A 19,036-nucleotide genomic window follows, 5' to 3' on the forward strand; every position below is an offset into this window, starting at 1 on the left:
AATCTACATTGATATCTTGACCATGATATCATAGGACCTAAAACTCATATAAAACAAAACACCTCGACTTCGGGGGAAGTCGAGGTGTTTTAGATTCAAAAACTAAATTTCTCTTAGTCTCTTCTTAATAAGCCTTCGGCTTACATTTCGATCCAGTTACCTTCAGCGTCTGCGTAAAGTTCGGCAGTCTCACCGTCTTCTTTAGCAACTTCTAATTTGTACTGAGCAGCTTCGTTAACGTAAGCTTTAGAGATAGTTGCACCTGGGTGAGCAGCTTCCAAAGCAGTAGTGATTGCTTCAGGAACTTCTTCAACAGCTACTTCAGTAAAAGCATCTTGAGCTTCTACCTCTTCAGTTGCTTCAACAGCAGCCTCTTCAACAACAGCTTCTTCAGTTGCTTCAACAGCTTCAGTAGCCTCAACAGCCTCTTCAGCGACAGCTTCGGTAGCTTCTTCAGTTACAACCTCAGTTGCTTCTTCTGTAGCCTCAACAACTGTTTCAGTAGCTTCAGTTGCTACAGCTTGTACTTCTTCTTGTGCGAATGCAGTCATTGTTCCTAAAGACAAAACTGCTACTAACATTACTTTTTTCATTTTCTGTGTTTTAAATAAAGTTTATAATTATTTGTTTTGATAATCACAGTCATATACGGGAAAATAGTGCCAATGGACTATTCAGTTAAAAATAAAGCATAAATAACTGAAAATTAGTTAATTATATATTTTTCGCTATTATATAGGATTGTATATTGCTGGGTAATACACATGAAAAAGTGTGTAAAACCTACACACTTTTTTGCGTATTTCGATCTATGAAAAATCAACTCGGCTGATGGGAAGGTTTCAATAAGTCGTTTACGGTCTTGACCGGATTAAAAGTTACTAGCGGAACCTCTACGAAAATAGTATTCCAGAATGCCATACCGCCATTCCATAATCCTGGAAGCTCAAGGGCTTTTAACGCCCTACCGTCTTTGGTCTTTTCCGTAATGAAACCTTGCCTATGATCAACGTATTCCAACAGATTGAATTTCTCCCCTTTATAGTTCTTGACTCCACAGACCAAATCAACAGGATTGAAATGGGTGGAATTCTTAAGTAACCGAACCTGTTCTATATCTTGCATATCGACTTGGGCTGATTCTACGATCTGCAAAGAGATATGGCCATGGGCGTCGACTATCCAAAAAGGCCCTCCACCGGGCTCGCCTTCATTCCGGACCATACCGCAGATCCGGATTGGTCGATTGATTTTGTCCTTTAAGACCTTGATCTGTTCTTCTTGGTTGAAACTATAATAGTTATCAAGAAACCTTGAATTTAATTCGCGCTCCAAAAAACCTTTGATTTCCGTCATCATTCCCTCTGAAACTTTCCCTTTTTCCAAAAGTGCTGCGTATGCGAAAACTTTCTGTTGCAATCTGAGAAGAAGACCTCCCAATACTTTTTTACTGTTGGCCACTTCATTCACATTATTTTTGAAAACGACATTGTCAATGTTCTTTATAAAAATAATGTCGGCATCCTGTTCGTTCAGGTTTTCAATTAGGGCACCATGCCCTCCCGGTCGAAAGAGCAGGGAACCATCTTGGTTTCTGAACGGTTTATTTTCCATATCGACCGCAATGGTGTCGGTGGCCGGCTTTTGATAGGAATAACCCACATTGAACGAGGTGCCCGTCTCGTGCGAAACACGCTCCTCCATTCCTGAAAACAAGGTATTGAACATTTCGCCATGTTGTTCGGAAATAGTAAAGTGTAACTTTGCCGTATCATCCGTTTTACTATATAACGCAGCCTCTTTTAAATGTTCTTCAAAAGGAGTCGCCACATAATCGCCGTAGTTGTGAAAAGGCAGTAGGCCTTTTGGATAAAATCCATAGTTTAGACCTTCTTCTGACAAAAGTTCCCTCACGAATAAATAAACTTCCTCTCCTTTTGACATGGCCTTTTCCTCAATACGGTTCTGTACAATCTTGTAAAAAGGAAGTTCGGTCAGTCCGTTAGAGAACTTTTTAATATCGCCATCATTCGTGCGTTGTAGATATTCTTCCAAGGTTTCCTTCTTAAAGTCATAGGAATCCAAAAATTGAACAGGGCCTTAAACATTCTGGAAGCCGCCCCCGAAGCAGGTACAAATTTCAAAAGCGATAAACGACTTCTGTCACTTTCAAATTTTTCAATAAGGGTTTGTTCCTCGTCGTCAGTAAATTTTAATATTCCCCCATCGACCACCCCCGCTTTTTCCAATCGCACAAAGGGTATCCCTTCTTTAAAAATCTCGATTTGATCGAGCACTTTCTCTTTTGATATGCCCTTCTCCGATAATTGCCTTTGGTCGTTGCTTGTTATTTGACTCATTTCTCCAATAGTTTATCGATATGTGCAATGGCCATTGCCAAACGTCTTTTTTTATTTCCCTTTAAAATAACATAATTCCGGTCGTACTTCTCTAAAGTATCTTTAAAATAGTTGAACATTCGCTCTCGTTCCAGAGGTTTGTCGCGTAAATCATCCAACTCCCAAGGCACGTCGATGTAGGTCAAGAAGTAAAGGTCATATTGATTTTTTATTGCGTATTTCTCAAGAACGGGATCACAATGCCCGACGTAATAAGCTTCCGAATAAACTTTGGTTTCCAACAAGTCTGTATCGCAAACCAGAATATTCGTTGCTTTTTTGGCCAAATCGTTTTCCAGTCGCATTTGACCTTCGGCAATGGGCAACAAATCTTTAGGTTCACAGGTCTTGCGTTCGTTGTTCCATTTGTCCTGAAGATATTCTCGGGCATATTCAGGCACCCATACCGTATTATAATGTCTCGCCAGTTGTTCCGACAGCGTAGTTTTTCCTGTAGATTCAGGACCGAATAAAACGACTTTTACGATGTTTGTGGGCTGCTGTCTAAACTTTTCTTCCATGCGCGATAGCCATATATGGCGATGACTGTAAATATAAGGTACTGCAGACTTGAAAAGGTAAGACCTTTATAGAAATATAATGGCACCGTAATAATATTACCAATAATCCAATAAATCCAATTTTCTAATTTTCTTTTAGCCATAAGCCACATACCCACAAAGAAAATAGCGGTGGTCAGCGTATCTGCATAGGCCGTCCAGCTTGTCCACTTATCAAAAATGTTATAGACTATATACACAAATAACATAGTGGCCATAAAAATAATGGCTGAAATTCGATGTTCTTTTTTAGTTGTGACAGATATCGGTGTTACCTGATTTGCATTGACTTTTCTTGTCCAAACATACCAACCGAATATGCTCATGATAAAATAATAAGCATTAATTAGCATGTCACCAAGAAGACCCCATTTCAATAATAAATAAACAAAAATCGAGGTGTTGACCATGCCAGTTGGAAAGACCAGAATATTGTTCTGTTTTGAGAACCATACTGAGAGTAGGCCGAAAATAACAGCCACGATTTCTAAAACGATATCAAAGGTTTCGTATTCGGAATATTGCCCGAACAAAAAATCAAAAATGGGGCTCATAGTCGCTACGGTCGGTTTTTACGATTTTCAAATATAATAGCCCCTTGTCCATTAATTAAAAGGCGGTCTTGATTTCTGAATTCAAAGTTTTCATTACCGTGTCGTACTCGCCATACACTTGGGTACTTAACGGATCCTCTAAAATGGTAAGCCCCGAAGCCCTGAGCTTTTTGATAAAATTGATGATGTGGTCTTCAAAGTCATCCTGCAAAGGAGAAAATGTAAGTTCTACGGAGATGTTCATTTTTTTATGGTTGATGGTTGATGGTTGATGGTTGATGGTTGATGGTTGATGGTTGATGGTTGATGGTTGATGGTAAAAATACTATAAACCTACCCATCAACTGTCAACTAAGCGAAGGGCATACACACAGGTAAACCCCTCGAATTCCAAAAAGTCTATGTCGTATTGGGATGTCGTTCCTTTATATAGAATCTCGCCTGTTGTTTTTCCGTCCGACAACGAAAAATCGGCTATATCGATATGATGGAGAAAACTGAGTCCTTCCTGTGCATAAATCTTATAGAGCGATTCTTTACAGCCCCAGACGATGGTCAACTTTCGGATCAGGGCATCGGTGTTGGCAATCGTTTTATATTCTTCGATTGGCGTAAACTTATGTGCGATGCGCAAAATCTTGTCGCGCTGTTTTTCGATATCGATGCCAACTTCTTTTTCGTCGCTTACGATAATTCCGGTGAAATGATTGGAATGCGTTATCGAAATATGTTTGCCATCGTTCAAATGTGGTTTACCTGACTGATCGTAATACATATCGGCATCTTCGTAACCTGCTTCGGCCATCAAATGACGGATACTTAAAAAACCCCTGCGATGGAGTTCCGATCTCATGCCCTGCATTCGTCTTTGACAATTTTCGGTCAGCCGAATTCCTTCTACAAGTTGGGTTTCTGATTCCTCAATCTTCCAGACATATACTAAAATCGACGAATTGACTGTTATAGTCGTGTAAAGAGGCATGGTATTATTTAGGATATTTGTAACTTTGCAACCGCAAAAGGCAGATAACCTGCCATTAACGAAAGTAAAAATAAAAAAGGACTATGAGTACCAAAACCGCTACTTACGTACCGTATAAAGTGAAAGATATTTCCCTGGCCGATTGGGGAAGAAAAGAAATCAATTTGGCCGAAGCAGAAATGCCCGGACTAATGGCACTTCGTGAAGAATACAACAATGAGCAACCGTTGAAAGGAGCTCGTATTGCCGGATGCCTTCATATGACCATTCAGACAGCAGTACTTATCGAGACTTTGGTAGCATTGGGTGCCGAGGTAACTTGGAGTTCTTGTAACATCTTTTCTACGCAAGACCATGCCGCCGCAGCAATTGCCGCTGCGGGTATTCCTGTTTACGCTTGGAAAGGAATGAACGAAGAAGAATTCAACTGGTGTATCGAGCAGACTTTGTTTTTTGGTGAAGATCGTGAGCCCTTGAATATGATTTTGGACGATGGTGGCGACCTTACCAATATGGTGCTTGACGATTATCCAGAATTGGCAGGTGCCATTAAAGGACTTTCCGAAGAAACCACTACCGGTGTTCACAGATTATATGAGCGTGTAAAGAACGGAACATTGCCTATGCCAGCGATAAACGTGAACGACTCGGTTACAAAATCAAAATTCGATAATAAATACGGATGTCGTGAGAGTGCTGTGGATGCAATCCGTCGAGCTACCGATACCATGTTGGCCGGAAAGAAAGTTGTCGTTGCCGGATATGGAGACGTAGGCAAAGGTACCGCAGCTTCTTTCAAAGGAGCCGGGGCTATCGTAACCGTTACCGAAATCGACCCAATCTGTGCCTTACAGGCCTGTATGGACGGATTCGAGGTCAAAAAAATGGAAACCGTGGTGGGTAACGCCGATATCGTAATTACCACCACCGGAAACAAAGACATTATTCAAGAATCTACTTTTAGAGCGATGAAGGATAAGGTCATCGTTTGTAACATCGGGCATTTCGACAATGAGATCGATATGGCTTGGTTGAACAAAACTTATGGCAATACCAAAGATGAAATCAAGCCTCAGGTAGACAAGTATACCATTGACGGAAAAGATATCATCGTGTTGGCCGAAGGCCGATTGGTCAATTTAGGCTGCGCCACAGGTCACCCAAGTTTTGTAATGAGCAACTCGTTCACGAACCAGACCTTGGCACAGATCGAACTTTGGAAAAATAGTGACAACTACAAGAACGACGTATATATGTTGCCCAAGCATTTGGATGAAAAAGTGGCCAAACTCCACTTATCTCGTTTGGGAGCCGAGCTTACCGAATTGCGTAAAGAGCAAGCGGACTATATCGGCGTAACAGTTGAAGGGCCTTATAAGCCTGAGTATTATAGGTATTAGTCTGTCACACTGAGTGCAGTCGAAGTGCAGACGTTAGAAATTGCAAAAAGAAGAAACCCTTGCAGAAATGTGAGGGTTTTTTATTGGACTTATTTTTTTGAGGATTTATTTTACCTGCAATAGGACGATTTAAAAAATCATCTCAACAATGATACAGTTTATTTTCAACTTCCAACAAACTGTATCTCAACACAAGAAATAACATCAGAATTTTCCCAAAGTGTTGGGTACAATTGTATAATATGTGCAAGAATCTCTTCTTTTAGGCTGTGGTCATATGAATTTTCGATATGATTATCTAGCTCGGTCGCTACCCTATAATTGAATAAGAGGGTAACTTGTAGCCCTGCTTCCCTAATGATATTGAGGTGTTTATCTAAGTTGGAGGTGAATTCGGAATTTGAATCCAAAGCAACCGAACCGTCAAGTGAATAGTTGCGATGCACCAAGGTATTATAATCTATATCTTGTTTAGAAAGACTTTGGGTCGACCCCTCACAGAAAATCGAAACCATTTCTTGACCTGCCTCGGCTAGTTGTTGTAGCATTGATGATGCTGGCTGCGAAACTTCATTTTCACTAGAGGTGCCCCCGGCTCCCGAATTTCAATTTCCACAACTTTTTGCACAAAAACTGGATCGGGCAGCAAATCCGAATCTTTTGCACAACCGAAAAGGATGACAATGAGAAACAGTGAGGTAAGTTTTCCCATAGCTTATATGTTAAAGGTCAGCATCGAATTCCATCGTGAAAGGACTTGTAGAAAACCCTTCCACCATATACTTACGAAAAAGTAACGAATTTTGGACTAGGAAAGTATGTTTCATATCACAAAAAAACCCTTTCGTTACCGAAAGGGTTTTATATCTGTATTTAGCAACGCTTTTTAAGCCTCAAACGGCTCAATGTGAACATATGACTTTCCGCCCGCTTTCTTTTCGAATTTCACGAGTCCGTCAACACGTGCATGCAGGGTATGATCTTTACCCGCATAGACGTTTTCACCCGGATTGTGTCTTGTACCACGTTGTCTTACGATAATGTTACCGGCAGTAGCGGCCTGGCCTCCGAAAATCTTAACGCCCAAGCGTTTCGATTCTGATTCCCTTCCGTTTTTGGAACTACCTACACCTTTTTTATGTGCCATGATATAAATTTTAGTCGGACCCTGAACGAAGTCGAAGGGTCAATTTATTTTACTTTTAAGCTTTACCACCGTCTAATTCGTCTTGCCATTTCTGTAACTCGTCCCACTTGCCCTCTGCAGCCAATTTAGCTTGTGCTGGCCAAGTATCGGTTACGTGGTTGCCACGAACGTCAGCGATGATTTCTGAAATTTTTGCTGGTTTGGCTTTTGCCAAGTCAGCAAATGTTGCAATTCCTGCATCGATTAAGGTAGAAGCGTCTTTGGCCCGATACCTTCAATTTTCTTCAGGTCATCAGCTTTGGATGCGGCCTTCTTTGGTGCAGCTTTGGGCTTCGCGGCAGCTTTTGGAGCCGCCTCTTTTTTAGGTTCGGCTTTTTTAGCTGCAGGCTTGGCCTCGGCTTTTGCCTTCGGAGCTGCTTTTGGTTTTTCTTCCTTAGCGGGAGCTGCCTTTTTAGCGCCTTTGGCAATAATGCTCTCCACTACGATTTCGGTCAATGATTGTCGGTGTCCGTTTTTCTTACGATACCCTTTACGCCTTTTCTTTTTAAAGACGATTACTTTGTCACCTTTTAGGTGCTTCACGACTTTGGCCTCTACGGCCGCACCGTCTATAGCTGGGGCGCCTACGGTGATGTTCGTGCCATCGGCCAAAAGAAGTACATTGTCAAAAGTTACCTTTTTACCTTCTTCTGTCTGCAAACGGTGAACATACACTTTTTGGTCTTTCGCAACTTTAAATTGCTGCCCTGCCATCTCTACAATTGCATACATAGCGTGTATATTAATTTAATTTATCGCCTATCTTTTTCAATAAGCGGATGCAAATATACTCCTTCTAAATAAATTTTCGGGAATTTTGAGAAATTTATTTTTTTCTTTGCCAAGGCAACCCCGAGGCTTCGGGGTTAAGCATAGAAGCCTGTACTGAGCGAAGCCGAAGTATAGCTACGGTTCAAAATTTTAACGCCGGCAAAGGGAAAAAGAAAGGGTCAAAAACCCGAAGGTTTATTTGGAAGGAGTATTCACTGCTTAATCATTAATGTACAAGTGAATCAGGGGTTTTTAGGCCGATTTCTTTTTAAGATTATTACTGTTTTTAAAAAGCTGCATAAAAGTCAGGGTCAAGACCAAAGTTGTTGCCAAGCCCATTATGGCGACCGTCGCGAAGACGATACCCTCAAAACTTCGGTAGTCTTCGGCCCATTGAGAGGAAAGTTCTTCCAAAAAACCGGCATTGAGTTCGGTGGAATATAGGGCAAAAAACAGCGTGAATATAAGCGTTGCGACCCCTCCGGTGACCAGACCAGCCATAAAACCCTTCCCATAATTGAAGCCCTCTTGATCCCTATGCTTGTAAAACTTAATGGCCTCATAGATTCCGAAACCTGTTATGATTCCGTTAAAAAGGCTATAGAAAACGTTAGTATGCAGATTGAGAAGTGATAAAATCAAAAAATAGGCAATAAGGCAGCCACTTGTGGCAATACCGAATCGGATTGGCAATGCATACTCTTTGAACATATCTGATTTTTAGATTCAACTTCCCTTAAAAAGGGAAAGATTTTCCTTTCTTACAAATTACATAAAATATATAAAAACCACCATAAATTCTTGTTAAACCAACCGTAGTTGGAAGGCCAACTTGTTAAAATTCCATATTCTTGTAACAAATGTTTTCTTACATTGACCCATAATACAATCTGAATTTCCTAATAAACACTAGCAAAATGAAAAAACGAATACTCATTGCGTCGATGTTGCTGATTTCGGCGACCTTGACCTGGGCCCAAGAAGTGCCCTATGAAGAATACAACCTTGACAACGGGCTTCATGTTATTCTTCACAAAGACAACACCGCCCCCGTGGTCACAACAGCTGTGATGTACCATGTAGGAGGAAAAGACCGCACCGAGGGAAGAACGGGATTTGCCCATTTTTTCGAACACCTTCTCTTTGAAGGCACCAAAAATATCGGTCGTGGCAAATGGTTTGAGATTGTTGCCGCAAACGGCGGACAGAACAATGCCAATACCTCTCAAGACCGAACCTATTATTATGAAGTATTCCCATCCAATAATCTGGAATTGGGCCTTTGGATGGAATCGGAAAGAATGCTGCATCCGGTTATCGACCAAAAGGGAATCGATACTCAAAAAGAGGTTGTCAAAGAGGAAAAAAGATTGCGCTACGACAACTCCCCTTATGGACAACTGTTGTTCAAGGTAGCGGAGAATCTTTTAAAGCCCATCCCTATAAAGACCCTAACATCGGCTATATGAAAGATCTCGATGCAGGAACCTTGGAAGATGTCATTGCATACAACAAGAAATACTACGTGCCCAACAACGCGGTATTAGTGGTGGCGGGTGACATCGACGTTAATGCCACAAAAAAAATGGTAAAGGATTATTTTGGGCCAATTCCGAAGGGTGCCGATGTGGTTCGAAACTATCCCGGAGAGACTCCGATTACCGAAGAGATTCGGAGCAAGGCCTATGACCCGAATATTCAAATTCCGGCAGCGGTCATCTCGTATCGAACTCCCGGTTTTAAGGAAAGGGATGCCTATGTACTCGATATGATCTCCACCTATTTGAGTGACGGCAGAAGCTCGAAGCTCTACAAAAAAATGGTAGACGAACAGAAACAGGCGTTGCAGGTCGGCGCTTTTAACGTAGGCCAAGAAGATTACGGCATGTACCTTGTTTTCGCGCTTCCGGTCGGAGAAACAGATCTAAACACGCTTTTTACCGAGATGGAAGAAGAAATTGCCAAAGTTCGTGACGAAATGATTTCTGAAAATGATTATCAAAAATTACAGAACAAGTTCGAGAACCAGTTTGTGAATTCGAATTCAAGTGTTCAGGGGATTGCCAATTCCTTAGCCCGAAATTATTTGCTTTACGAAGATACCGAACTGATCAACAAAGAAATCGAGATCTACCGTTCGGTCACCCGCGAAGAAATCAAAGAAGTCGCGAACAAATATCTAAAACCCAATCAGAGGGCTATCATCGAATACCTACCCGAAGAAGCTGCAGCAAACTAAAATGGAAAACAACATGAAAAAATTATATATCTCACTATTGTTAGCCTTTACTGCCCTAAGCGCACAGGCTCAAATCGATAGAAGTCAAATGCCAAAACCCGGACCGGCACCAGAAATCAACCTGGAAGAACCGCAGCGTTTTGAGCTAAGGAACGGACTAAAGGTTCTTGTGGTAGAAAACCATAAATTACCAAGGGTATCCATGCAATTGCGTATTGACAACCCACCAGTACTTGAGGGCGATAAGGCCGGAGTCTCAAGTTTGACCGCTAGTCTTATCGGAAAAGGCTCAAAGAATATTTCAAAGGATGATTTCAATGAGGAGGTCGATTTTTTGGGGGCTAGAATCAATTTTGGATCTCAAAGTGCTTTTGCGAGTTCGCTTTCAAAATATTTCCCAAGGATTATAGAACTCATGGCGGATGCAGCCATCAATCCGAACTTTACGCAGGAAGAATTCGAAAAAGAAAAAGAGAAACTGTTAACAGGGCTTAAGGCCCAAGAAAAAGACGTTGAGGCCATCTCTGCCCGTGTTCAGAGTGCTTTGGCCTATGGCAAAGATCATCCGTATGGTGAATTTACGACCGAAGAATCGGTAAATAAAGTGACCCTTGGTGATGTCAAACAATTCTATACCGACTATTTCGTTCCGGCAAATGCATATTTGGTGGTTGTCGGTGACGTAAATTTCGATGAAGTCCAAAAATTGGTCGAAGAACATTTTACGCCTTGGACCAAGGCTGTACCCCCTTCATTCTCATTTTCAAAACCTTCCGATGTACAATACACCCAAATAAATTTTGTGGACGTGCCCAATGCCGTGCAGTCGGAAGTAGTTGTTCAGAACCTTGTCAATCTCACCATGAAAGATCCCGATTACCTTCATGCCCTAATGGCCAATCGTATTTTGGGAGGTGGCGCACAAGCAAGACTTTTTCTAAATCTTAGGGAAGACAAAGCCTATACCTATGGTGCTTATTCAAGTTTGGGCAACAATAAATACGTGCCGGCAAGATTTCAGGCGTATTCAAGTGTTCGCAATGCCGTTACCGATAGTTCCGTTGTGCAACTTTTAACAGAGGTGGACAATATCATCAAACAACCCGTTACCGAAAAGGAGCTTCAAAATGCCAAGGCCAAATATATTGGCAACTTCGTACTGGCTCTTGAAGACCCAAGTACCATTGCCGATTACGCCCTTAACATCGAGACCCAAGGGTTGCCCAAAGACTTCTACAAAACCTATTTGGAACGCATCAACGCGATAACCGCAGAAGATGTTCAAAAAGCGGCGCAAAAATATATGTCGGTCGGTAATGCCCGTGTCGTGGTTACGGGAAAAGGAAGCGAGGTACTTGAAAATCTTGAAAAGGTTACCTATAATGGCAAGTCGATTCCTGTAAAATATTATGATAAATATGCTACGGTAACCGAAAAGCCCGATGCTGGGGCGGCAGTACCCGAAGGGGTGAGTGCAAATGATGTTTTGAACAAATATATCGAGGCCATTGGCGGTAAGGATAAGCTGGCGTCCATTGGATCTTTCTCCATGGTCGCTGAAGCCGAAACGCAAGGCATGAAGCTGAACCTTGAAATGAAAAAAACGGCCAAAGACCAGTTTATGCAAGATGTAAAAGTAGCAGGAAATTCTATGAGCAAGCAAGTCTTGAACGGCGATTCGGGCTATATGGTCATGCAAGGTCAGCGAAAAGATATGGAAGGCGCAGAATTGCAAAAAATAAAAGAAGAGGCAGCGATGTTTCCTGAAATGAGCTATCTAGAAAAGAATGTGGCCCTAGAAGGGGTCGAGACCGTAGATGGCAAAAAGGCCTATAGACTGAAGATTTCCGATGAAAAATCGGCCTTCTTTGATATGGAATCCGGACTAAAAGTTCAAGAAGTGCAAAATCTTGACATGGGTGGTCAAAAAATGACGAGCACAACTAATTTTGGAGACTATAGAGAAGTGGGTGGCGTACTGTTCCCCCATTCAATAGCACAGACCGTAGGTCCTCAAAATTTTGAATTTATCGTGAGCGAAGTCAAAATAAACGAGGGAGTCACCGAAGCGGATTTTGAATAGACTATATAAAACCATTTAAATAAAAACCCGCCTAGAGCGGGTTTTTATTTTATATCACGTTTCTTTTATCCGATTTTTCGGATGGTAGCCTCACCGATAACGATTCCTCGATCTACATCGGGATCACCCTCATACGTGATATGTGTTTCCCCATAACAGGTTACTTTCAACCTATCCGAAACATTGACGCGAAAATCGCTCTGACCGTAGGCCGTTATTTTGGTTGAGGTGTTGTTGATTGACATAGAATTTACTCTGCTTTCGCCATAAGCGATATAGCGTTGGTTATCAATATTTCCGTTTTCGATTTCAAGATAGCTCTCGCCATAAATAGTCGTTTTTATCTTCTCTAGATCAACATCTGAAAGATAAACTTGTGATTCTCCATAAATACGAAGTGTAAACTCTTTTTGGGCTATTTTACTTTTTAGGTTGATGCGTTCTTCACCTCTTACCGAAAGCGTATTCAACTTCTTGTAGGTTACTGTGGCCTTGACCATCGTGCCCTCATATATTGATTTCGTCATGTTGTATTTTTCGTCTTTCACTTTGTCATTTTTGGTCACCATCTTCGCCCCGTCCAAGTAAATACGTAAAGTATTGCCTTCCATTTTTACATTGATTTTATCATCTGACACGCCTGATTGGTCAATACGTACCGATTCTTCGTCGCCTTCTATCAAGTTGACCGCTATATGAGGACTGATAATAATCTTATCAAAATGGTCAACTTGATAGGTTTTCTCTTGGGCTACAAGAGTGTTTAAGCCCAAAACCGTTAATAACACTAAGGGAAGTACTAATTTTTTCATATTGTTCTATTTAATGATCATTACTGTTCCTCATTAAAGACTACTACCAAACAAAATTGTTACAGTTCTTTAAAAGATATGCAATTTTTGTTTCAAAGTGTATTTTGAATTCGACTATGACGGCCCGGTGAATGAATCAAGTGCTACGTTGCTAATTATTCAATTTCCGATAAGACTTCACACAGTTGGCCATCCAGACCCCATCAATTTTAACTATAGGTTAACGGGTTCATTTTCTATCTTTGGAAGATAGACTTATATTCATAAGTCACCAATAACAGCTGTAAAAAATGATACTAAAGAAAACGATTCCCTTCTTAGCGCTAATTTTGGTTTTTATGTTTTCCTGCAAAGAAGAAGGAAAGAAAGAAAGAAAATCCGAAACCTCCCAAATGAACGAAGTCATGGCCATTCACGACGAGGTCATGCCTAAAATGAGCACCGTCGGGAAATTGGTCGGTGAGTTAAAACCAAGAATAGACTCCACAGAAACCGGAATGCAATATGAGGCGGCCATGAAAGACCTTCAAGAAGCCCATAAAGGCATGATGGAATGGATGCAAGATTTTGGCGATACATTTGATTCAGACGAAATTCTAAACGGTAAGGCACTAACCGAAGAAAAACAAAAACTGCTCGATGCAGAAGAGACGAAAATCAAGGAGGTTCGCGACGCTATTAATTCGAGTATTGAAAAGGCCGAAGTTTTGTTAGATGCTAATTAAACTCTGTCCACCAATCTACATCGAAAGACTGTACTTTCCCCAAAACGATTGACTCCCCGATTCTGGGTGCTATCATATGTATTTGTAGCGCCTTAGCTTTTTTTGAAAGTCTTTCGACAGGCTCGGTCCATGGGTGCATGGCAAGTTTAAAGGCTCCCCAGTGAATGGGCATAATCGTTTCGGCGCGAACATCGATTCCGGCTTGGGCGGTCTCTTCAGGCATCATATGTATTTCTTTCCAAAGTTCGTTGTATTGGCCACATTCCATCATCGCAAAATCGAAGGGTCCGTACTTTTCCCCTATTTCCTTGAAATGAGGGCCATAACCACTATCACCACTGAAAAAGATATTCTCGTTTCGGGATTGGATGACCCAAGAACTCCAAAGCGTTTTCCCCCTATCGGCAAGACCTCTCCCTGAAAAGTGTTGTGCCGGGGCACATTTTAGGTTTAATCCTTCAAAATCGATTTCCTGCCACCAGTCGAGTTCAACGATACGATTGCTTTCAATACCCCATTCCTCTAAATGGGATCCTACGCCCAAGGGAACATAGAACATGCCGACCTTATCCTTCAATAGTTGTATCGACCCATAATCCAAATGGTCATAGTGATCATGGGATAAAATCACTGCATCGATTTTGGGAAGTTTTTCAACTTCAATCGGTAAATTGGCACTGAATCTTCTTGAACCTAAAAAGGATGCTGGTGCGGGCACGGCCCCGAACATTGGGTCGATCAAGATTTGCTTGCCTTCGATTTGTAATAGAAAGGCGGAATGACCGAACCATATAAGCCGGGTCGCACCTCTATAATGAACGATCTCCAGCGAATCGATGGACTGCACGGTCACATTCTTTCCGGGCATGGAATTAGGTTGGGGTCCGAAAAATCCCTTTAGGCTTTTCATCATATCATTGAACCCCATGTTCATTTTCACATCGCCATTGTTGATAAAGACACCATCTCGATAGTTCTCCGACTTTTTAAAAACCTCCCATTGCGACTTTGAAGGTGACGCCCCAAATTCAGGACTAAGATTAAGAAACAAAAAAATGGCTACAGCCAAGAGAAGTATGAATCCGCCAATGAACATTCCCATTTTCTTTAAAACTTTTTTCATTGTCGAAATGCAATGAACTGATTTATTTTTTCCATCGTAGGGTTTCCATCATCTTACGAATGTCATTTTGCAGATATTCCGCGGCGGGATAAATAGAATCATAGTTCGGTTTGGCATAAAAATAAAGCGAACCGGTAACAAAATGTTCGGTACTGTCGGTCACATAGAATTGCGCCTGTGAGGCAGCATCACCGGTAACCTCATAAAACATACCATATACTTTGTTCTCATCGTTTATAAAAGGTTGTTCCATAATTCCATCAGCTTTTACCGAATGTTCATACGAGAATTTCTGGGCGTCGGAAAGTAGTTTTTCAAGATTGCGCTCTACTGTCTTGTAATTGATAAAGATCGACCCTTTCATAGATGGGTAATCAAGCTCAAGAGAGTTGCTAGTCTGGCTTTTCAATCGTGCTATTTCGTTATACTGAAACTGAAACCGGTCGGTTTCAATTTTGCCCATTTTGGCCTCGGGGAACTCTAATCGCAGCATGGCCTTGGGTTTCGGAACCACATCTTCCTTACATCCAAAAAAAGGATGATTACGAAGAATACCATTAGATTTCTCTTATTGCGCATGTGGAAGTGTTACTTTGATTTGTTTCAGTCTTTTTTTATCAAGACTCTCTACTAAAAACTGATAGTCGTTAAAAACCACTTTTTCGCCTTTCTTCGGAAAGCTTCCTGCAATTTCTAAAACGAAACCTGCTATGGTTTCCGATTCTCCTTTTTGCTCTTCGAATGCATCTTCGTTTTCCAATTTAACGACGCGATAAAAATCTTTCAACGCTGTTTTTCCTTCAAAAACATAATTGAAATCGTCCAACTTGGAAAACACAAGGTCTTCATCGTCGAACTCATCGCTGATATCACCCACGATTTCCTCGATGATATCGTTGAGGGTAACCAAACCTGAAGTGCCACCATATTCGTCGACGACTATGGCCAAATGATTCTTCTTATCCTGAAATTCTAACAAAAGATCATCCAATTTTTTGTTTTCCGGCACAAAATAGGGCTCCCGTATGAGCGACATCCAATTAAAGGTCTTTCTATCGATATAGGGCAAAAGATCTTTGACATAGAGCACGCCTTTGACATTATCCATATTCTCTGAAAATACTGGAATTCTAGAGTATCCGTTCTTTTTGATTTCCTGTAAAACTTCCGGAAATTTCATTTCTTCATCCAAAGCGAACATATCGATACGCGGGCGCATGACCTGTTTGGTGTCGGTATTGCCGAAACTCACGATTCCCTCTAAAATTTTCTGCTCTTGCTTCGTCGTGTCGCCATCCGAAGTAAGTTCCAAGGCCTGGGAAAGATGATCAACGCTCAAGTTCGATTTTTCCTTACCCAATTTATTGAACATGAAAATCGTGCCTGAGCGCATGGGCAGACTTAACGGCGAGAACAAAAAGTCGAGTACTTTCATCGGATAGACCATAAAATTGGCAAAGCTGATCCGGTTTCTGTTCGCATAGACTTTAGGAAGTATCTCACCGAACATCAAAATCAAGAAAGTAGCCACTACGACTTCTACAAGAAATCGTACCGATACCAAACCGAACAACGTGTAGTTTATCCCCGAAAACAAGGTTTCGCCTATAACGCTGAACAATAGCACGATACCGATATTTATGGCATTATTGGCAATAAGTATGGTGGCCAATAACTTTTTTGGTCGGTCTAAAAGTTTTACGATGATATCACCTCGTGATGTCTTTTTCTCCTCGATTTCATTGATATCGGTTGGCGACAATCCGAAAAAGGCCACTTCGGCCCCTGATATCAACGCCGAACACATCAGCAAAATCAGAAGAATGCATACTTTTAAAGCGAACGTACCGTCCAAAGCCATGAAGTTAAAAAGGAAACTAAGGGGGTCAGGGTCCAATAGTCAGTGATTTCGTTTAATTAAAATGGCAGGTCGTCGTCGTGTTCCGTTGAAGTCGCGGGCGATGTCTCTTGGGCTTTAGCAGTATTCTGAGCGGCCGGTGTATTTTGTCGTTCCGATTGAGTGCTTCCTTGCGAATTCGCCAAGCTCTCTTTTTTGGTCGTCAAAAAAGTAAAATCTTGAACGTGCACTTCTGTAGTATATCGCATATTACCATCTTCACCTTGCCATTGTCGGTTCTTCAAACGACCTTCAACATATATCTTGTCGCCCTTGCTCAGGTATTTTTCACAAATTTCGGCGGCTTTATTTCGCACTACGATATTGTGCCAATCGGTATTGGTCACTTTTTCACCTGTCTGTTTGTTAGTGTACGTTTCGTTGGTCGCGATAGGAAAACGCCCAATGGATCCTCCCCCTCGAAATAATGCATTTTCACCTCATCGCCTAAATGCCCTATCAGCATTACTTTATTCAATGTGCCGCTCATGTTATATCAATTATTTCAATGTACGAAAATACGAATTTTTAAACGTTTTTAAGAAATCGGCGACTAAAACCGGAACGGGATATTTATCCAGTTTCGAAAAGGGAATTCCCTCTTTCAATTCATCGCCAGTTTCAACGATCCAGAACTTGGTATGTAGGTGTTGATGCGATAGCTTATGAACAATGGTCACATCGTTGTATGCATAGATCTTTATTGGTTTCTTTACTGTAATTATATCCATCAGTCTATGGGAAACATCGGCAGTGGTTATTTCTGACTTTGATTCAAGTAATGGGAATTCCCATAGATTTTGCCATATTCCTTTTCCCTTTCTTTGTTTCAAAATAGTTTTGCCATTGGTATCTACTGGAACAAGATAATTGAAAAATCTGTCTTTTATTTTTCCGTTTTTAATCTTTATCGGCAGCTCATCAACGCGATTTTTTTGAAGGGCGACACAACTTTCATTAAAGGGACAGACGGTACAATCCGGATTTTTCGGTCGACATTGTATGGCACCGAATTCCATGATTCCTTGATTATAATCTCGAATAGATGCACGATCCATCACCTCACGCGCCAAGTGTTTAAAGTATTTGATTCCGGTGTTGCCGTTTATTGCCATGTCAATTCCGAAATAACGGGCCAAGACACGATATACGTTTCCGTCTACCACGGGTTGTGGTTCATCAAAACAAATCGAGGCAATGGCACTGGCCGTGTAATCGCCCACGCCCTTGAGTTTCAACAATTCAGAATACGTATCAGGAAAAAAACCATTATAGTCTTGTACCACCATTTTTGCCGTGGCATGTAGATTGCGTGCCCTTGAATAGTATCCCAAACCTTGCCATAACTTGAGTACTTTTTCTTCGGAAGCGTTCGCCAAATCGTAAACAGTAGGAAAATTCTCAATATATTTCAAGTAATATGGCGTACCTTGGGCGACCCTGGTTTGTTGAAGGATGATCTCGGAAAGCCAAATCTTATAAGGGTCTCTGGTTTCCCGCCAAGGCAGATTACGTTTGTTTTTTTTATACCAGTGTAAGATTTTATGGGAAAAGGACATTGAAAAATATACTAGACCGCAAAAGTAAAACTTTATGTATTGAATTCGCCTTAGAACAAATTTAAAACCACTACTTTCTGATTACCAATATTTTGAGAACCATGGCCTCGCTTCAAAATCAGTAAATATCTCGATATGCCCATATTTTGAAACCTAGCCAGAACCCCAAACTATTGAAAATCAGTTTGCATTGATCTTAAATATGTTCTTAAAATTAGTCCATTACAGGAAAAGAATGAATTAAATTTATATATTTGCAACCCTAAAAAACATACAGAAAATCTAATATTCAAGATGACGAAAGCGGAAATTGTATCTAAAATCTCAGATAAACTGGGAATTGAAAAAGGAGATGTACAAGCAACAGTTGAATCCTTTATGGAAGAGGTAAAGACCTCCCTTGAAAGTGGTGACAACGTTTACCTAAGAGGTTTTGGAAGTTTTATCATAAAGACCAGAGCTGAAAAAACGGGAAGGAATATTTCCAAGAACACGACCATTAAGATTCCTGCACATAATATTCCGGCCTTTAAACCGGCAAAGGTTTTTGTAGAAGGTGTTAAAAGCAACGTACAAGTCAAATAAAATAGTAATCTTTAAAGCAGAACTTTATGCCGAGTGGTAAGAAAAGAAAAAGACATAAGGTAGCGACCCATAAGCGCAAGAAGCGCAGGAGAGCTAACCGTCATAAGAAAAAATCGTAGTAGAGGCGCAATATTTGCGCCTCTACCGTGTTTTTTCATTCC

Annotated in this window: 19 protein-coding genes and 4 pseudogenes; 5 read left to right on the forward strand and 18 right to left on the reverse strand. The window is 41.1% G+C overall.

The genetic code is table 11. The features are described 5' to 3' along the window. Positions 1-140: 140 nt before the first annotated feature. From N8A86_RS06510 to N8A86_RS06535, 7 genes and pseudogenes are all read right to left on the reverse strand, one after another. Complete coding sequence (locus N8A86_RS06510) at positions 141-593, reverse strand: hypothetical protein (protein ID WP_273568309.1); 453 nt, start codon at positions 591-593, stop codon at positions 141-143. Between the two features lie 226 nt (positions 594-819). Beyond that, positions 820-2,055, reverse strand: a complete 1,236-nt coding sequence (locus N8A86_RS06515; protein WP_337251751.1) for a DUF4301 family protein — start codon at positions 2,053-2,055, stop codon at positions 820-822. After that, complete coding sequence (locus N8A86_RS21430; protein WP_337251752.1) at positions 1,995-2,360, reverse strand: DUF4301 family protein; 366 nt, start codon at positions 2,358-2,360, stop codon at positions 1,995-1,997. Before N8A86_RS21430 ends, N8A86_RS06515 begins: the two co-directional genes overlap by 61 nt. Then, complete coding sequence (locus N8A86_RS06520) at positions 2,357-2,920, reverse strand: ATP-binding protein (protein ID WP_273568310.1); 564 nt, start codon at positions 2,918-2,920, stop codon at positions 2,357-2,359. Before N8A86_RS06520 ends, N8A86_RS21430 begins: the two co-directional genes overlap by 4 nt. Next, positions 2,881-3,513: a nicotinamide riboside transporter PnuC gene (gene pnuC, locus N8A86_RS06525; protein WP_273568311.1), complete on the reverse strand. Its 633-nt coding sequence runs from the start codon at positions 3,511-3,513 to the stop codon at positions 2,881-2,883. The genes N8A86_RS06520 and pnuC overlap by 40 nt, the downstream gene beginning before the upstream one ends. Next, positions 3,497-3,757, reverse strand: a pseudogene (locus N8A86_RS06530) (hypothetical protein). The gene pnuC and the pseudogene N8A86_RS06530 overlap by 17 nt, the downstream one beginning before the upstream one ends. Positions 3,758-3,853: 96 nt before the next feature. Beyond that, positions 3,854-4,495 (reverse strand): 4'-phosphopantetheinyl transferase family protein, encoded by a 642-nt coding sequence (locus N8A86_RS06535; RefSeq protein WP_273568312.1) that lies wholly within the window; start codon positions 4,493-4,495, stop codon positions 3,854-3,856. Between the two features lie 83 nt (positions 4,496-4,578). Here N8A86_RS06535 and ahcY point away from each other — a divergent pair, with 83 nt between their 5' ends. Further along, positions 4,579-5,895 (forward strand): adenosylhomocysteinase, encoded by a 1,317-nt coding sequence (gene ahcY / locus N8A86_RS06540; RefSeq protein ID WP_273568313.1) that lies wholly within the window; start codon positions 4,579-4,581, stop codon positions 5,893-5,895. A gap of 164 nt (positions 5,896-6,059) precedes the next feature. Here the strand turns inward: ahcY and N8A86_RS06545 are convergent, their stop codons facing one another. From N8A86_RS06545 to N8A86_RS06565, 5 genes and pseudogenes are all read right to left on the reverse strand, one after another. Next, a complete protein-coding gene (locus tag N8A86_RS06545; protein ID WP_273568314.1) occupies positions 6,060-6,443 on the reverse strand; it encodes a DUF4874 domain-containing protein in 384 nt (127 codons plus the stop codon). Next, entirely contained in the window at positions 6,428-6,607 is a 180-nt protein-coding gene (locus tag N8A86_RS06550) for a hypothetical protein (protein WP_273568315.1), read from the reverse strand. The genes N8A86_RS06545 and N8A86_RS06550 overlap by 16 nt, the downstream gene beginning before the upstream one ends. Before the next feature lie 174 nt (positions 6,608-6,781). Then, positions 6,782-7,042 (reverse strand): 50S ribosomal protein L27, encoded by a 261-nt coding sequence (rpmA, locus tag N8A86_RS06555; protein WP_273568316.1) that lies wholly within the window; start codon positions 7,040-7,042, stop codon positions 6,782-6,784. Between the two features lie 55 nt (positions 7,043-7,097). Continuing rightward, positions 7,098-7,813: pseudogene (gene rplU, locus N8A86_RS06560) on the reverse strand (50S ribosomal protein L21). A gap of 291 nt (positions 7,814-8,104) precedes the next feature. Next, on the reverse strand, positions 8,105-8,563 hold the full coding sequence (locus tag N8A86_RS06565) for a DUF4199 domain-containing protein (RefSeq protein ID WP_273568317.1): 459 nt from the start codon (positions 8,561-8,563) through the stop codon (positions 8,105-8,107). Positions 8,564-8,769: 206 nt separating this feature from the next. Here N8A86_RS06565 and N8A86_RS06570 point away from each other — a divergent pair. Then, positions 8,770-10,091, forward strand: a pseudogene (locus N8A86_RS06570) (M16 family metallopeptidase). A 13-nt stretch (positions 10,092-10,104) separates the two neighbouring features. Continuing rightward, positions 10,105-12,174: a M16 family metallopeptidase gene (locus tag N8A86_RS06575; RefSeq protein WP_273568318.1), complete on the forward strand. Its 2,070-nt coding sequence runs from the start codon at positions 10,105-10,107 to the stop codon at positions 12,172-12,174. A 65-nt stretch (positions 12,175-12,239) separates the two neighbouring features. On the opposite strand, the gene N8A86_RS06580 is transcribed toward N8A86_RS06575, so the two are convergent. Further along, a complete protein-coding gene (locus tag N8A86_RS06580) occupies positions 12,240-12,986 on the reverse strand; it encodes a head GIN domain-containing protein (RefSeq protein WP_273568319.1) in 747 nt (248 codons plus the stop codon). A 290-nt stretch (positions 12,987-13,276) separates the two neighbouring features. Here N8A86_RS06580 and N8A86_RS06585 point away from each other — a divergent pair, with 290 nt between their 5' ends. Further along, a complete protein-coding gene (locus N8A86_RS06585; protein ID WP_273568320.1) occupies positions 13,277-13,711 on the forward strand; it encodes a hypothetical protein in 435 nt (144 codons plus the stop codon). On the opposite strand, the gene N8A86_RS06590 is transcribed toward N8A86_RS06585, so the two are convergent. The 5 genes and pseudogenes from N8A86_RS06590 to mutY form a co-directional block, all read right to left on the reverse strand. Further along, positions 13,704-14,834: an MBL fold metallo-hydrolase gene (locus N8A86_RS06590; RefSeq protein WP_273568321.1), complete on the reverse strand. Its 1,131-nt coding sequence runs from the start codon at positions 14,832-14,834 to the stop codon at positions 13,704-13,706. The two genes, N8A86_RS06585 and N8A86_RS06590, sit on opposite strands and share 8 nt — an antisense overlap. Positions 14,835-14,856: 22 nt before the next feature. Further along, the gene (gene gldD, locus N8A86_RS06595) at positions 14,857-15,387 is read right to left on the reverse strand and encodes a gliding motility lipoprotein GldD (protein WP_488226204.1); all 531 of its coding nucleotides are present in this window, start codon (positions 15,385-15,387) and stop codon (positions 14,857-14,859) included. Positions 15,388-15,402: 15 nt separating this feature from the next. Beyond that, positions 15,403-16,731, reverse strand: a complete 1,329-nt coding sequence (locus tag N8A86_RS06600; RefSeq protein WP_488226200.1) for a gliding motility-associated protein GldE — start codon at positions 16,729-16,731, stop codon at positions 15,403-15,405. A 20-nt stretch (positions 16,732-16,751) separates the two neighbouring features. Then, positions 16,752-17,221: pseudogene (locus tag N8A86_RS06605) on the reverse strand (single-stranded DNA-binding protein). A gap of 10 nt (positions 17,222-17,231) precedes the next feature. Further along, positions 17,232-18,290 carry an A/G-specific adenine glycosylase gene (gene mutY / locus N8A86_RS06610; RefSeq protein WP_273568322.1) on the reverse strand — a complete coding sequence of 353 codons (1,059 nt, stop codon included), beginning with the start codon at positions 18,288-18,290 and terminating at the stop codon, positions 17,232-17,234. Between the two features lie 294 nt (positions 18,291-18,584). On the opposite strand from mutY, the gene N8A86_RS06615 reads away from it, so the two are divergent. Continuing rightward, the gene (locus N8A86_RS06615) at positions 18,585-18,875 is read left to right on the forward strand and encodes an HU family DNA-binding protein (RefSeq protein WP_013306152.1); all 291 of its coding nucleotides are present in this window, start codon (positions 18,585-18,587) and stop codon (positions 18,873-18,875) included. Positions 18,876-19,036 lie beyond the last annotated feature (161 nt).

Source organism: Maribacter halichondriae, from assembly GCF_027474825.1.
Taxonomy (GTDB): Bacteria; Bacteroidota; Bacteroidia; order Flavobacteriales; family Flavobacteriaceae; genus Meishania; species Meishania halichondriae.